Origin of the sequence: Pseudomonas sp. LAIL14HWK12:I1, from assembly GCF_003202095.1 — a bacterium.
Taxonomy (GTDB): domain Bacteria; phylum Pseudomonadota; class Gammaproteobacteria; order Pseudomonadales; family Pseudomonadaceae; genus Aquipseudomonas; species Aquipseudomonas monteilii.
Genome location: NZ_QJKG01000006.1, coordinates 236,061 through 250,062, shown reverse-complemented (window position 1 = coordinate 250,062; position 14,002 = coordinate 236,061). Strand labels below are relative to the sequence as shown.

The window sequence follows — 14,002 nt, the reverse complement described above, 5'->3', positions numbered from 1 at the left end:
GCACCATGCTCTGGGCCTGCATCCTGCTGCCGCAGCTGGCGCTGGACACCGTCCTGCGTGAGCGTGACGACCCTGATAAGCCGCTGGTGCTTGTTGGCGGGCCTACCCAGCGGCGTGTGGTGCAGGCCGTCAATCCGGCTGCCGCGGCACTTGGCTTGCGGGCCGGGCAAACCCTGACCGCAGCGCGTGCCCTGGCGGATGGCTTCATCTGTGTCGAAAGCGACCCCAAGCGCATCGAGCAGGTGCAGCAGTTGCTGGCGGCCTGGGCCTACCGTTTCAGCGCCCAGGTCAGCGTGCATTACCCTCGGGCGCTGTTGTTGGAAGTAGGCTCCAGCCTGCAACTGTTCGGCCCGTGGCCCTTGTTCGAGGCGCGTCTGCGCCAGGAACTGGCAGACCTGGGCTTGCGCCAACGCATTGTCCTGGCCAGCAACCCGGTGGCGGCGCGTATGCTCGCCAATGGCCACGACGGTTTGGCGGTGAGCGATGCCCAAGCAACTCGCGCAGCGTTGCTGGCCATGCCCATCACGCGAATCGGCTTGCCGGCAGAGGCTGCCGAAGCCTTTGTCCGCATGGGCTTGCGTCAGCTGGGCCAGGTATTGGCCTTGCCGCGCGATACCTTGGCCAGGCGCTTTCCGGCCCAGGTACAGCTGCACCTCGACCAGTTGCTCGGCCTGCGCAACCTGGGGCTGGACTTCTACCAGCCACCGGACCGTTTCGAAACCCGGCTGGAACTGAATTTCGACGTTGAATCACACCAGGCGCTGCTGTTCCCGCTGCGGCGCATGCTCAACGACCTGGCTGCATTTCTCGCCGGGCGCGACTGTGGCGTACAGCGCTTTTGCCTGCATCTGGAACATGCCGAAGGGCCGGATACCCTGCTCAAGGTGGGCCTGCTGGCGGCTGAGCGCGATGCCGCGATGCTGTTCGAGCTGGCCCGTGGGCGCCTGGAGCCACTGCGTATACCTGCACCGGTGCGCAACCTGCGGTTGGTCGCCGAAGACCTGCCGCCCTTCGTGCCGCAGCATCAGCCTTTGTTCGACCCGCGTGCTCAACAGGCGCAGCCCTGGGCGCAATTGCGTGAGCGGCTGCGCGCCCGCCTGGGTGATGAGGCCGTCAAGGGGCTGAGCGCGGCTGCAGATCACCGCCCTGAATGCGCCTGGCAACTGGCAGAGCAGGGCGCACAAGGCAACATGCCGGTTGCCCCGGGCAGCCGCCCAGGCTGGCTACTGCCTGCACCGATGGCGCTGGATGATGCCGGCTATCGGATGCAGGGCCATGCCGAACGCATCGAATCGGGTTGGTGGGATGGCGGCGATGTGCGCCGCGACTACTACCGCATCGAAACCCGTGAGGGCCTGCGTGGCTGGGCCTACCGTGACTTGGGCCAGGCCGGCCCGCTGTGGTTGCAGGGCTGGTTTGCATGAGCACGCCGGGTTATGCCGAGCTGCATTGCTTGTCCAACTTCAGCTTCCAGCGCGGTGCCTCGAGTGCCGAGGAGCTGTTCCGCCGCGCAGCTGAACAGGGTTACCAGGCGTTGGCGATCACCGACGAATGTACCCTGGCCGGTATCGTGCGCGCCTGGCAGGCCGCCAAGGCGCATGGGTTGCGGCTGATCGTCGGCAGCGAGGTGCAGTTGCACGACGGCCCCAAGCTGGTGCTGCTGGTCGAAAACCTGGCCGGCTACCAGAACTTGTGCGCACTGATCACCCGTGCCCGTCGGCGGGCAGAAAAGGGTGAGTACCAGCTTTTTCGTGACGACCTGCAGCTGCACGGTCAGGGCCTGCTGGCCTTGTGGGTGGCCGATGACAGTGACGATACGGCCACCGGAAAGTGGCTGCGCGATGTGTTCGATGAGCGCCTGTGGCTGGCGGTGCACCTGCATCGGGGCCACGACGATGCCATGCGCCTGCAACGCTTGCGGGCACTGGCGGCTGATGTGGGGATCCGCGCCGTGGCCTGTGGCGACGTGCACATGCATGTGCGCGGTCGCCGTGCCTTGCAGGACTGCATGACTGCCATCCGCCAGCATTGCCAGGTGGCCGAAGCCGGGCGTTTTCTGTTTGCCAATGGCGAGCGGCACTTGCGTAGCCTGGCGCAACTGGGCGAGCTGTACCCGTTCGACCTGTTGGCCGAAACCCTGGCCATTGCCCAGCGCTGCCAATTCGACCTCAGCGAGTTGAAGTACCAGTACCCCCGCGAATTGGTGCCCCAGGGCCACACCCCGGCAAGCTGGTTGCACGCGCTGTGCGAGCAGGGCTTGCCGTTGCGCTGGCCGCAGGGGCCCAGTGACAAGGTACGTGATGTGCTGGCCAAGGAACTGGCGCTGATCAAAGCGCTGGGTTACGAGAGTTACTTCCTGACCGTGCACGACATTGTCGCCTTCGCCCGCAGCCAGCGCATCTTGTGCCAAGGGCGTGGCTCTGCTGCCAACTCGGTGGTGTGTTTCGTGCTGGGTATTACCGAGCTCGACCCCATGGAGCACTACCTGTTGTTCGAGCGTTTCCTGTCGCGCGAGCGCAACGAGCCACCCGATATCGACGTGGACTTCGAGCACGACCGGCGCGAAGAAGTGATCCAGTACGTATTCCGCCGCTATGGCCGGCACCGTGCCGCACTGACTGCGGTGGTCAACACTTACCATGCAGCGGGTGCGGTGCGGGATGTGGCGCGGGTGCTGGGTTTGCCGATGGATCAGGTGGATGCCCTGGCCAAATGCTGTGGCCGCTGGAGCGACCGCATACCCGACGACCAGCGACTGGCGGAAGCCGGCTTCGAGGCCGGCAGCCCTTCGCTACGCCGGGTGCTGGTGCTGGCGGGTGAGCTGATCGGCTTCCCTCGGCACCTGTCGCAGCATCCGGGTGGTTTCGTCATTTCCCAGCAGCCGCTCGACCAGCTGGTGCCGGTGGAGAATGCGGCAATGGCCGAACGCACGGTGATCCAGTGGGACAAGGACGACCTGGACATGGTCGGTTTGCTCAAAGTCGACGTGCTGGCACTGGGTATGCTCAGTGCCTTGCGCCGTTGCTTCGACCTGCTGCAACACCACCGTGGCCGGCAGCTGACCCTGGCGACCATCCCCAGCGAATGCCCGGCCACCTACGCGATGATCAGCCGCGCCGAGACCATGGGGGTGTTCCAGATCGAGTCGCGTGCGCAGATGGCCATGCTGCCTCGGCTGCGGCCCCGAACGTTCTATGACCTGGTCATCGAAGTGGCCATTGTTCGCCCCGGGCCGATCCAGGGTGACATGGTGCATCCCTACTTGCGCCGGCGCCTGAAGCAGGAGCCCGTGACCTACCCGTCGCCGCAGCTCAAGGCAGTTTTCGAACGGACCTTGGGCGTGCCGTTGTTTCAGGAACAGGTGATGGAACTGGCCATGGTCGCAGCCGACTACACGCCGGGCGAGGCCGACCAGCTACGTCGCAGCATGGCGGCCTGGAAACGCCACGGTGGCCTGGAGCCGCACCGCGAGCGGCTGCTGCAAGGCATGCTGCGCAATGGTTACGAACTGGCGTTCGCCGAGCGCATCTTCGAACAGATCAAGGGCTTTGGCAGTTATGGTTTCCCGGAGTCGCACGCGGCCAGTTTTGCCTTGCTGTGTTATGCCAGCAGCTGGCTGAAGTGCCATGAGCCGGCAATTTTCACCTGCGCGCTGGTCAACAGCTGGCCCATGGGCTTCTACAGCCCGGACCAGTTGCTGCAGGAGGCGCGCCGCCAAGGTATCGAGGTGCGACCCGTCGACGTTTGCCACAGCGACTGGGACTGCACCCTCGAACCTGATGCTCAAGGTGCGTTGGCCATTCGCATGGGCTTGCGGCTGGTGCGTGGCCTGGCCGAAGCCGATGCCAGGCGCGTGCAGCAGGCGAGGGCGCAACGGCCGTGGCGCGACGTCGAAGACCTTTGCCTGCGTGCTGGCCTCGACCAACGCGCCCGTGCCCGTCTGGCTGATGGCGGGGCGTTGCGTACCTTGGCCAGCGACCGCCATCAGGCACGCTGGCAGGTGGCGGCGGTGCAGCCGCAGCTTCCCTTGTTCGCAGAGGTGGAAGCGGCGCCTGAAGCCGCAGTTGATTTGCCTGTGCCAAGCGTGGGGGAGGACCTGATGGCCGATTACCAAACCTTGGGCACCACGCTCGGGCCGCATCCGCTGGCCTTGTTACGTTCACGCCTGAGGGCGTTGGGGTGTCGCAGTTCGAGTGAGCTGCAAGGTGTCGCGCATGGCGACACGATTGCCGTAGCCGGGTTGGTAGTCGGGCGCCAGCGGCCGCAGACGGCCAGTGGGGTCACCTTCGTCACGCTGGAGGATGAGCACGGGATGGTCAACGTGGTCGTGTGGCGGGAGCTCGCCGAGCGGCAACGGCGGGCGCTGGTGGGGTCGCAGCTACTGAAGGTCAGTGGGCGGCTGGAGCAGGAGGAGGGCGTGAGGCACCTGATTGCGCGGCGACTGGAGGATGTGAGCCCACTGTTGCAGGGGCTGGATGTGCGCAGCCGCGACTTCCATTGAATGATCGGGGCCGCAAAGCAACCCCAGGATGCTCAAGGCTGGCTGCTTACACCATCGCCAACCGCTGCTTGCGCGTCGGTGTCGGGAACGCCCGGTCTATCGCTCGCAGGTCTTCACTGTTCAAGGTCAATAAACCCGCAGCAGCATTCAGCCGCACATGCTCAGGTGTCACGGCTTTGGGGATGGCGATCACCCCGTCGTTGCGGGTCACCCAGGCCAGGCTGACCTGGGCGGGTGTAGCACCATGGCGCTCGGCGATTTCTGCCAGCACGGGGTGCTGCAACAGGCGCCCGGCCTGAGCCAGCGGGCAGTAGGCCATGGTCGGCAGCGCACGTTTTTCGCACCACGGCAGCAGGTCGAACTCGATGCCACGCTGAGCCGGGTTGTACAGCACCTGGTTGGTGGCACAGTCAGGGTTGTGCAGTTCGCGCAGGTCGTCCACGTCGAAATTGGACACGCCCCAGCGTTTGATCTTGCCTTGCTCGCGCAAGCGCTCGAAAGCATCGACCGTTTCTTCCAGTGGGTGCTGGCCACGCCAGTGCAGCAGGTACAGGTCAATGCAGTCAGTCCCCAAACGAGTGAGGCTGCGCTCACAGGCAGCTGCCATACCGCGCGCACTCGCATTGTGCGGGTATACCTTGCTGACCAGAAACACCTGATCGCGACGCCCCGCAATGGCCTGGCCAACCACGGCTTCTGCCCCGCCTTCGGCATACATCTCTGCCGTGTCGAGCAGGGTCAGGCCCAGCTCGATGCCCTGTTGCAAGGCCGCCACTTCTGCCGCTTTGCGGCCAGGGTCTTCCCCCATATACCAGGTGCCTTGGCCAATGGCCGGAACGCTCGAACCTGCCAGTTTCACGTAACGCATGTCACCTCCGGGATCCGGGTATTGGAATGCAGAACCTCAAGCAGCGCCTGCGCTGCGGTGGAAAGCTTGTGTTCGCTAAGGGCAATCACGCCGATACGCCGCTCGACCGTGGGCTCCACCAAGGTCACGCAACGGGCGCCCAGCTCTTGCATCTGGTTGATGCACAGCGCCGGTACGGCACTGACCCCCAGGCCGCTGGCGACCATGCGGCCGATGGTCGCCAACTGGTGGCTTTCGAAGGCCACGGCCAGTTTGCCGTGCTGGGGGGCCACATTCTGCTCCATCAGCAGGCGCACTGCCGAAGGACGTTGCAGGGCGACGAAGTCTTCGGCCATCAGCTGTGCCCAGCTCACCTCCGGCAGCAGTGCCAAGGGCGAGTCGGCAGGTACCACCGCAACGAAACGGTCCATGTACAACGGGTGGAAGTCCAGCCCGTCGATGTTGTCCGGCTCGAAGCCGATGCCCAGTTCGACGCGGCGATGGCGCACCAGTTCCTGCACCTGTTCATTGATCACGTCATGCACGGTGACGTTGACCTTGGGGTAGCGTTGGCGAAACACCTTGAGCGAGTGGGGCAACAGGTTGCCGGCGAAGGCCGGCATGGCTGCCACCGCCACGCGGCCCAGTTGCAAGGTGAAGCGCTGGCGGAGCATCTCCTCAGTGTCGTCCCAATCGGCCAGAAGCCGCCGTGCCAGCGGCAGCAGCACTTCGCCTTCGGCGGTCAGGCTGACACTGCGCGTGGTGCGGCTGAGCAGGGCACCGCCGAGGTTTTCTTCCAGGGCCTTGATAGTCAGGCTGAGGGCGGGCTGTGAGACATGCAGGTGCTCTCCGGCCTGGGCAAAGCTCTGGTACTTGGCCACGGCGACAAAAGCACGCAGTTGCTTGACGTTCATGACGGGCCTATTTTTTGTTTTGTAAAAGTTATCAATCGATGACGAAAACAAAATTAACAAATCAGTCGCTTGCGGTGAAGATGTCCTGCACACGCTCACCGACAGCTTCGTCGGTTCAACAACTACAAAAGGCGGATCAGCATGGCCGGACTGGACAAGCGCGTTGCAACCTATGAACAGGCCCTTGAAGGCCTGACCGACAACATGACGGTACTGGCCGGTGGTTTCGGCCTGTGCGGCATCCCGGAAAACCTCATTGGCGAAATCAAGCGGCGCGGCGTCAAGGGCCTGACCGTGGTTTCCAACAACTGCGGCGTCGACGGCTTTGGTCTGGGCGTGCTGCTGGAAGACCGGCAGATCCGCAAGATGGTCGCTTCCTACGTGGGCGAAAACGCCGAGTTCGAACGCCAGCTGCTCAGCGGCGAGCTGGAGGTGGAGCTGACTCCGCAGGGCACCCTCGCCGAGAAAATGCGCGCAGGAGGTGCCGGTATTCCGGCGTTCTACACCGCCACCGGGTACGGCACCCCGGTTGCCGACGGCAAGGAGGTGCGCGAGTTCAAGGGCCGCAAGTACATCCTTGAAGAGTCCATCACAGGCGACTTCGCCATCGTCAAGGGCTGGAAGGCTGACCACTACGGCAACGTGGTGTACCGCAACACGGCGCAAAACTTCAACCCGCTGGCAGCCACCGCCGGCAAGATCACCGTGGTCGAAGTGGAAGAAATCGTCGAGCCAGGCGTCCTGTTGCCCAGCGAAATCCATACCCCGGGCATCTATGTGGACCGGGTTATCGTCGGCACCTTCGAAAAGCGTATCGAAAAGCGCACCGTCAAGGCCTGAGTGCCATCCACCAGAACAACAAAGAGATCCTGATCATGGCACTGACCCGCGAACAGATGGCGCAACGCGTTGCCCGCGAACTGAAGGACGGCTACTACGTGAACCTGGGTATCGGCATTCCGACCCTGGTGGCCAACTACGTCCCCGCCGACATGGATGTGATGCTGCAATCGGAAAACGGCCTGCTCGGCATGGGCGAATTCCCGACCGAAAGTACGATTGATGCCGACATGATCAACGCCGGCAAGCAAACCGTCACCGCCCGCCGCGGTGCCTCGATCTTCGATTCGGCGCAGTCGTTCGCCATGATCCGAGGCGGCCACGTCGACCTGACCGTACTGGGGGCCTTCGAGGTGGACGTGCAGGGCAACATCGCCTCGTGGATGATCCCGGGCAAGCTGGTCAAGGGCATGGGCGGTGCCATGGACCTGGTGGCTGGCGCCGATAACATCATCGTCACCATGACCCACGCCTCCAAGGACGGCGAGTCCAAACTGTTGCCGCAGTGCAGCCTGCCACTTACCGGCGCTGGCTGCATCCGCAAGGTGCTGACCGACCTGGCCTACCTGGAAATCGAAGACGGCGCCTTCATCCTGCGCGAGACCGCACCAGGGGTGAGCGTGGAGGAAATCATCGAGAAAACCGCCGGCAAGCTGATCGTGCCGGATGATGTGAAGGAAATGACCTTCTAATCACTCGCTTTACACCGCCCCCTGTAGGAGCGGCCTTGTGTCGCGAAAGGGCTGCAAAGCAGCCCCGCGATTTCGGCCTCGACGCTGAGATCAGGGGCCGCTTTGCGGCCCTTTCGCGACACAAAGCTGCTCCTACAGGGGTTTTGTGTTTTTGCTGTTTTATCCGATAAAACCAATAAAAGGAATTCAACTGTGGCCGCTGAAATCCAAGACAGCCGCTCCGCCCGCTTTGCCTTGCGTTGTTCCAACTGGGCGGAACGCTGGTTCCCCGATTCCTGGGTGTTCGCCGCGCTGGCGGTGCTGCTGGTGTGCATCGGCGCGCTGGCCATGGGGGCCAAGCCGACCGACACCGCCAAAGCCTTTGGCGATGGCTTCTGGAGCCTGATTCCGTTCACCATGCAGATGGCCTTCGTGGTTATCGGCGGTTATGTGGTGGCCAGCTCGCCGCCTGCTGCACGGCTGATCGACCGCCTGGCGCGCATCCCTGGCAATGGTCGCTCGGCAGTGTGCTGGGTCGCGCTGATCTCGATGTTGGCCTCTTTGCTCAACTGGGGCCTGTCGCTGGTATTCGGTGGCCTCCTGGTACGCGCCCTGGCACGGCGCACCGAGCTGAAAATGGACTACCGTGCCGCAGGTGCTGCTGCCTACCTGGGCCTGGGCGCGGTATGGGCTTTGGGCCTGTCGTCATCGGCTGCTCAACTGCAAGCCAACCCGGCCAGCCTGCCCCCTTCGATCCTGTCGATTACCGGGGTCATCCCGTTCACCGAAACCATTTTCCTCTGGCAATCCGGCGCAATGCTGGCGGCGCTGGTGGTGGTGTCGCTGGTGATTGCCTACGCCACGGCCCCTGGGCCAAACAGTGCACGCAGCGCCGAAGACTGCGGTGTCGACCCCAGCTTCACCGCGCCACCGGCACCGCAACGTACGCGCCCGGGGGAGTGGCTGGAGCACAGCCCGATCCTGATTCTGCTGCTGGTGGCCCTGGCTGCTGGCTGGCTGTACCAGGAGTTCGCCACTAAACCTGCGATCACGGCGATTTCCGGGCTGAACACCTACAACCTGTTGTTCATCATGCTGGGTGCCTTGTTGCACTGGCGCCCGCGCAGCTTTCTTGACGCCGTAGCGAGAGCGGTACCGACCACCACCGGGGTGCTGATCCAGTTCCCGCTTTATGGCTCGATTGCTGCCATCCTTACCCAGGTCAAAGGTGTGGATGAGCAGACCCTTGCGCACCACATCTCGCTGTTCTTCACCCAGATCGCCACCCATGACACCTATGCGGTGCTGATGGGCGTTTATTCGGCGGTGCTGGGCTTCTTCATCCCTTCGGGCGGTGGCAAGTGGATCATCGAAGCGCCTTACGTGATGCTGGTGGCCAACGACCTGCAGTACCATCTGGGCTGGGCGGTACAGATCTACAATGCTGCCGAAGCCCTGCCGAACCTGATCAACCCGTTCTACATGCTGCCGCTGCTGGGCGTGCTAGGGCTCAAGGCGCGCGACCTGATCGGTTTTTCCTTCGTCCAGTTGCTGGTGCATGTGCCGCTGGTGCTGGTGTTGCTGTGGGCGCTAGGTACGACGCTGCAGTATGTGCCGCCGGTAATGCCGTAGTTAAAGGGGCTCTCAGGCTTGGCGTCAGCTTTCAGACGCGTATCATGGCTGCCTCAGCCTGGGAAACCCGCGTCACATGTCTATCCGATTGAAACTGCTGCGTAAGAAACTGGGGATGACTCTGGAAGTGCTGGCCGAAAAGACCGGCATGACCAAAAGCTACCTGTCCAAGGTCGAGCGTGGTCTCAACACACCCTCGATCGCAGCCGCGCTGAAGCTGGCGCGGGCGCTGAACGTCAATGTTGAAGAACTGTTCGCCGAAGAACAGACAGGGCCGAGCCGCTACAGTCTGGTGCGCCATGGCGAACGCCAGGCTTTGGTCGGCGATGGGCGAGGGCCGGGGTACGCGGCCCTCACCAGCCAGGTGGGGCAGCGCAGCCTGTTGCCGTTCCTGATCCAGCCGCCTTCCGAATTCAGTGACCCCACGTTCAAGGAGCATCAGGGCGAGGAGTTCCTGTTCGTGCATGCCGGCCAGGTCGAGGTGGACTTCATGAACGAGCGGGTGCTGCTGGCACAGGGCGATGCCCTGCATTTCAACGCCCAGACACCCCACCGACTGCGCTCGGTGGGTGCGCAACCGGCGCAGCTGCTGGTCGTGGTTCACCACGCGGACGAATGAAAAGCCAGGGGCGTGTGGCACGGCCCCATGCCTTCTCGACCGTGATGCACAGCCTCCATTCCGACAGTGTACGGTTGCACATTCTGCATGTCGGTATTTTGACGATAGCGCCCATCGTCCATTGAATTTTATTATGGTGTCGGATCATTGACGTAGTGTCATTGTGCCCATAAGCTCAATTCAACAGCGAAACAACTCCCGCCACACCACGCAAATAACTAATTGATTTTCCTGTTTTTTGGAGGGGCGTATGCGCACGACTCTGATTATCAAATCGATGTTTTTGCTGGTGTTGCTGAGTGGTGCCGCTCGCGCAGCAGATTCGTATGTAAATCAAAACAGTATCATTCCTGTTTCAACCGCAGGCTGGTTGTTGGCTTTTGCTGTTGTGGGTTTTGTGCTGGTGGCTAACAGAAGAAAGATTTGAACCTGCTCGGCACGTTTATAAAGTACAACGCGTTGCTCCAAGCCTTGGGCCTGGCTTGTGAATTCCCCAACCGTTGCTATATTCCCATTAGCCCATGAGGCCCACGGTTGCAGCACCTTGCAGCCCTCGTATACAGCGTCAAGGTAAAGGCCTCCAGGAAGGTAGGGGCCATCGCGGCGGATGTCGGTCGCGAAGCGGAGCGAGAGTTGGTGTGCTGTTCTCATTCAGTGCTCTTTGTCGGGCCATTTGGCCGGAGGGACCCTCATGAAGCGTTCGTTGATTGCCGCATTCTGCATGCTGACTGTGTGGTCTGGCGTGGGCAACGCCGACCAGAGCAGTGCGACTTACCTGCTCAGCCCCGGCGATGTCGTCATGGTTTCGGTGTGGCAGGAAGACAGCCTGCGTCAAGAAGCCACCGTACTTCCCGATGGCAGTATTACCTTCCCCCTGGCCGGGCGCATCAATGTTGCCGGGCTGGATGTCACGGCGGTTGAAAAGCAAGTCGCTGCCAAACTCGAAAAGTTCCTCCCCGACCCGAACGTCAGCGTTGTCGTCAAGAGCATCGCCGGCAACCTGGTCTATGTCCAAGGCAAAGTGATCAAGCCGGGCCCTGTACAAATGGCAGGCCCTACGGCGGTGCTTCAGGCCCTGAGCATGTCGGGCGGCCTGGACAAGTTTGCGGACGAAAGCGAAATCAAGGTGGTCCGTGGCACTGGCGCTTCCCAAAAGATCCTGCCCGTGCGATATAAGGACCTGGTGTCTGGGCGGGACATGTCCACCAACATCCAACTTCAGGCTGGCGACACGCTGGTCGTTCCTTGATCTTGCCTTTAATAAGAACATTTAATGCATCTTCTTAAAACAACACGCATTGCAACGGCAATTCTGGTGTTGCCGTTCACGGACGCGGTCCTGGCGGCAAATTGGCAGTCCACGGTGGTGGTACCGACATCCGTCGAATACGACAGCAACCCTTTGTTGCTCACGTCGGGGGAAAAGGGCATAACGCGCACGATCATTGCGCCGGACTACACCCTGATCGGTACCTTCGACCGTGACGAACTGAGGTTGGGCTTGGGCATGCATGTGTTGCGCTCATCCGACACGGACATAGTCGATGACCGGGAAGACCCTGACCTGAGCCTGGGCTGGCAGCGCACGACCGAGCGTGGGCGTTTTGGCCTGGTGGCTCGCTATAACGAAAGCTCGACCCTGTCGGGAACCGTGCTGGACACTGGCGTGATCACCACCGACGGTACGCAAAAGCTGTATACGCTGACCGGCAACTGGAGCCAGGCGGTTACCGAACGCAGCACCCTGAGTAACGAAACCACGTACAGCCGCGCCCGTTATGACATCAGTACGCTGACGGGTTACGACGAATTGGCGAACGTCTTTACCTGGACCTACGCCTGGAGCGAGCGGGCCGACCTGTACACCCGTTTCGGCGCGCGGCGGTATGAGCCCGAGCAAGACCTTACCGCGACAGCCTCCAACAGCTACACCCCGGCGGTGGGGATCAAGTACCAGCTTTCGGATCGCCTGAGCGCCGACGCGCACGTAGGCGTCAACGAAGTATCCGGTGATGAAGGCGGCCGGCGCGGGGAGGGTGGCGTGTCGCTGCTTTACACCGGTGTGCGCGCAGATGCCAGTTTTACTGCCGAACGCAGCACGGTGGCCAGCGCCGAAGGTGGCTTCGCCGAGTTGGACCAGGTGCGCGGTGTGTGGAGTTATGCGGTCAGCGAGCTGAACCGGGTGGGCGCGGACGCGGCCTGGCAAGACAGCAAGGGGCAGAGCCCCAACACGTTACAGACTTACAGCGTATGGGCCAGCCGCCAGTTTTCGCCGTACTGGGACCTGCGCCTGTCGCTGATGTACAAGGAACGGCAGCAGGACCATGTAGCGGATGCAACCGCGACGATCGTTGGTTTGACGTTGACGTACAGGTACCCCGACATCTGAACTTCAGGCAGGTGGCCCCATGAAGTCTGACTACGAACTCTCCCTCAGGGATTACATCGCCATTATCAAGGACAGGGCCCTGGTGTTAGGGGTGAGTGCCGCAGTCATTCTTGCCGCGACCGTGGCCGTCGCGTTGATGGTGCCGCCGATCTACCAGTCGACCGGCACTATCCTGGTGGAGTCGCAGCAGATTTCGCCCGAGCTGGTTTCTACCAACAACACCAGCTTTGCCGATGAGCGCATCGAAGTGATCCGCCAGCGGGTGATGACCCGTGGGAACCTGCTGCGCATCATCGGCAAGTACGACCTGTTCGCCGACAAGCGCCTCAGCGAAAGCGACAAGATCGACCAGATGCGCAATGCCATCGTGGTCGAAACCCTCACCACCTTCGTGCGCGGGCGGGGTGAAGCCACCGTGGCGTTCAATGTGTCCTTCGAGCACAAGCAGGCGCAAGTGGCCAAGGAAGTGGCTGACGAACTGGTGACGCTGTTCCTCAACGAGAACCTCAAGCAGCGCACCGAACGGGCCAACGAAACCACCGAATTTCTCACCCAGGAGGCCAACAAGCTGGGCGCCGAGTTGGCCAGCCTGGAAAACCAGCTGGCCGACTTCAAGCAAGCCCATGCCAACGCCTTGCCCGAGCACCAGACCCTGCGCATGAACATGCTGTCGCGCTCGGAGCTGGAATTCCGTGAAGTCGACCGTGACTACAAGGCTGCCCAGGAAGAGCTGCGCTACCTTGAGCTGGAATTGTCCGCCGCCAATGCTGGCCTGGCCACCAAGGCAACCGAAGGCAGCAAATCAGCGAGCGCCGACCAGCCCGAGGACCTGCCGAGCCTGAAGGCTGAATACGCCCGCTTGCTGACTCGCTACAAAGACGCTCACCCGGATGTGGTGGCGATCAAACGCAAGATTCAGGCGCTCGAAGCCACGGGCGGTCGCACGGCAGCGGCTTCCACGGTGGGCCTCGATGTTGCCCGCGTGCGCGCCAAGATGAGTGCAGCCCAGGAACGTATCAGTTCGCTGGCCGAGCAGAAGCGCGAACTGACCAAAAAGATGGAAGGCTATGAGGCCGAGATCCTCGAAGCACCGCAGGTCGAACGTGGCCTGGTGACCTTGATGCGCGACCACGACAACGCGCGCAAGAAGTACGAAGAAATCCGCGCCAAGGAAATGGGCGCGAAGATTACCGAAAGCCTGGAACAGGAAAACAAGGCCGAGCGCTTCGTGCTGCTGGAGCCACCGTTGATGCCAGAGAAGCCGATCAAGCCCAACCGCAAGAAAATCGCGGCTCTGGGGTTGGTGCTGGCGCCGGCAGGCGGTGGTGCGCTGGTGATGCTGCTGGAAATGCTCAACCAGCGTGTGCGCGGCGTCGGTGCCCTGGAAAACCTGCTGGGCAAACGCGTGTTGGTGGCGGTGCCGTACATCGATACCAAAGCGGATGTGGCCAGGCGTAAACGCTGGCGGAACGGGTTGATCCTGGCGGCACTGGCACTGGCGGCTATCATGGTAGTGCTGGTGCACGTGTTCTACATGCCACTGGATGTGCTGTTGTTCAAAGTCATGTCTCGGTTTGCATAGGGAAAGC

12 protein-coding genes are annotated in these 14,002 nt (G+C 62.2%); 10 read left to right on the top strand and 2 right to left on the bottom strand.

Annotated features, from left to right (window positions below; translation table 11 throughout):
* The first annotated feature begins 5 nt into the window (after positions 1 to 5).
* Together D906_RS17200 and D906_RS17195 are read left to right on the top strand one after the other, a co-directional pair.
* A complete protein-coding gene (locus tag D906_RS17200; RefSeq protein ID WP_027615537.1) occupies positions 6 to 1,424 on the top strand; it encodes a DNA polymerase Y family protein in 1,419 nt (472 codons plus the stop codon).
* On the top strand, positions 1,421 to 4,501 hold the full coding sequence (locus D906_RS17195; protein ID WP_027615538.1) for an error-prone DNA polymerase: 3,081 nt from the start codon (positions 1,421 to 1,423) through the stop codon (positions 4,499 to 4,501). The genes D906_RS17200 and D906_RS17195 overlap by 4 nt, the downstream gene beginning before the upstream one ends.
* 46 nt (positions 4,502 to 4,547) lie before the next feature.
* Here D906_RS17195 and D906_RS17190 read toward each other — a convergent pair whose 3' ends face one another.
* Positions 4,548 to 5,369, bottom strand: coding sequence for an aldo/keto reductase (locus D906_RS17190; RefSeq protein ID WP_019099076.1), 822 nt, complete (start codon positions 5,367 to 5,369; stop codon positions 4,548 to 4,550).
* A complete protein-coding gene (locus D906_RS17185) occupies positions 5,357 to 6,262 on the bottom strand; it encodes a LysR family transcriptional regulator (RefSeq protein WP_019099075.1) in 906 nt (301 codons plus the stop codon). The genes D906_RS17190 and D906_RS17185 overlap by 13 nt, the downstream gene beginning before the upstream one ends.
* A 141-nt stretch (positions 6,263 to 6,403) precedes the next feature.
* Here D906_RS17185 and D906_RS17180 point away from each other — a divergent pair, with 141 nt between their 5' ends.
* The 8 genes from D906_RS17180 (at position 6,404) to D906_RS17150 (ending at position 13,995) form a co-directional block, all read left to right on the top strand.
* Complete coding sequence (locus tag D906_RS17180; RefSeq protein WP_016715303.1) at positions 6,404 to 7,102, top strand: CoA transferase subunit A; 699 nt, start codon at positions 6,404 to 6,406, stop codon at positions 7,100 to 7,102.
* Between the two features lie 35 nt (positions 7,103 to 7,137).
* Positions 7,138 to 7,794: a CoA transferase subunit B gene (locus D906_RS17175; protein WP_012272371.1), complete on the top strand. Its 657-nt coding sequence runs from the start codon at positions 7,138 to 7,140 to the stop codon at positions 7,792 to 7,794.
* A 192-nt stretch (positions 7,795 to 7,986) separates the two neighbouring features.
* Positions 7,987 to 9,405, top strand: coding sequence for a short-chain fatty acid transporter (locus D906_RS17170; protein ID WP_027615539.1), 1,419 nt, complete (start codon positions 7,987 to 7,989; stop codon positions 9,403 to 9,405).
* 76 nt (positions 9,406 to 9,481) lie between these two features.
* Entirely contained in the window at positions 9,482 to 10,024 is a 543-nt protein-coding gene (locus D906_RS17165) for a helix-turn-helix domain-containing protein (protein WP_019096223.1), read from the top strand.
* Positions 10,025 to 10,274: 250 nt separating this feature from the next.
* Positions 10,275 to 10,451 (top strand): EPS-associated small membrane protein EppA, encoded by a 177-nt coding sequence (gene eppA / locus D906_RS26640; protein ID WP_016487266.1) that lies wholly within the window; start codon positions 10,275 to 10,277, stop codon positions 10,449 to 10,451.
* Between the two features lie 264 nt (positions 10,452 to 10,715).
* Positions 10,716 to 11,273, top strand: a complete 558-nt coding sequence (locus tag D906_RS17160) for a polysaccharide biosynthesis/export family protein (RefSeq protein WP_019096225.1) — start codon at positions 10,716 to 10,718, stop codon at positions 11,271 to 11,273.
* 24 nt (positions 11,274 to 11,297) lie between these two features.
* Complete coding sequence (locus D906_RS17155) at positions 11,298 to 12,413, top strand: hypothetical protein (protein ID WP_019096226.1); 1,116 nt, start codon at positions 11,298 to 11,300, stop codon at positions 12,411 to 12,413.
* A gap of 19 nt (positions 12,414 to 12,432) precedes the next feature.
* Positions 12,433 to 13,995, top strand: coding sequence for a Wzz/FepE/Etk N-terminal domain-containing protein (locus D906_RS17150; RefSeq protein WP_019096227.1), 1,563 nt, complete (start codon positions 12,433 to 12,435; stop codon positions 13,993 to 13,995).
* Positions 13,996 to 14,002: the final 7 nt, after the last annotated feature.

Excerpts from the sequence above, each read along its gene's own strand:
- D906_RS17200 (WP_027615537.1), top strand. The coding sequence starts at position 6 with ATGCTCTGGGCCTGCATCCTGCTGCCGCAGCTGGCGCTGGACACCGTC.
- D906_RS17195 (WP_027615538.1), top strand. The coding sequence starts at position 1,421 with ATGAGCACGCCGGGTTATGCCGAGCTGCATTGCTTGTCCAACTTCAGC.
- D906_RS17190 (WP_019099076.1), bottom strand. The coding sequence starts at position 5,369 with ATGCGTTACGTGAAACTGGCAGGTTCGAGCGTTCCGGCCATTGGCCAA.
- D906_RS17185 (WP_019099075.1), bottom strand. The coding sequence starts at position 6,262 with ATGAACGTCAAGCAACTGCGTGCTTTTGTCGCCGTGGCCAAGTACCAG.
- D906_RS17180 (WP_016715303.1), top strand. The coding sequence starts at position 6,404 with ATGGCCGGACTGGACAAGCGCGTTGCAACCTATGAACAGGCCCTTGAA.
- D906_RS17175 (WP_012272371.1), top strand. The coding sequence starts at position 7,138 with ATGGCACTGACCCGCGAACAGATGGCGCAACGCGTTGCCCGCGAACTG.
- D906_RS17165 (WP_019096223.1), top strand. The coding sequence starts at position 9,482 with ATGTCTATCCGATTGAAACTGCTGCGTAAGAAACTGGGGATGACTCTG.
- eppA (WP_016487266.1), top strand. The coding sequence starts at position 10,275 with ATGCGCACGACTCTGATTATCAAATCGATGTTTTTGCTGGTGTTGCTG.
- D906_RS17160 (WP_019096225.1), top strand. The coding sequence starts at position 10,716 with ATGAAGCGTTCGTTGATTGCCGCATTCTGCATGCTGACTGTGTGGTCT.
- D906_RS17155 (WP_019096226.1), top strand. The coding sequence starts at position 11,298 with ATGCATCTTCTTAAAACAACACGCATTGCAACGGCAATTCTGGTGTTG.
- D906_RS17150 (WP_019096227.1), top strand. The coding sequence starts at position 12,433 with ATGAAGTCTGACTACGAACTCTCCCTCAGGGATTACATCGCCATTATC.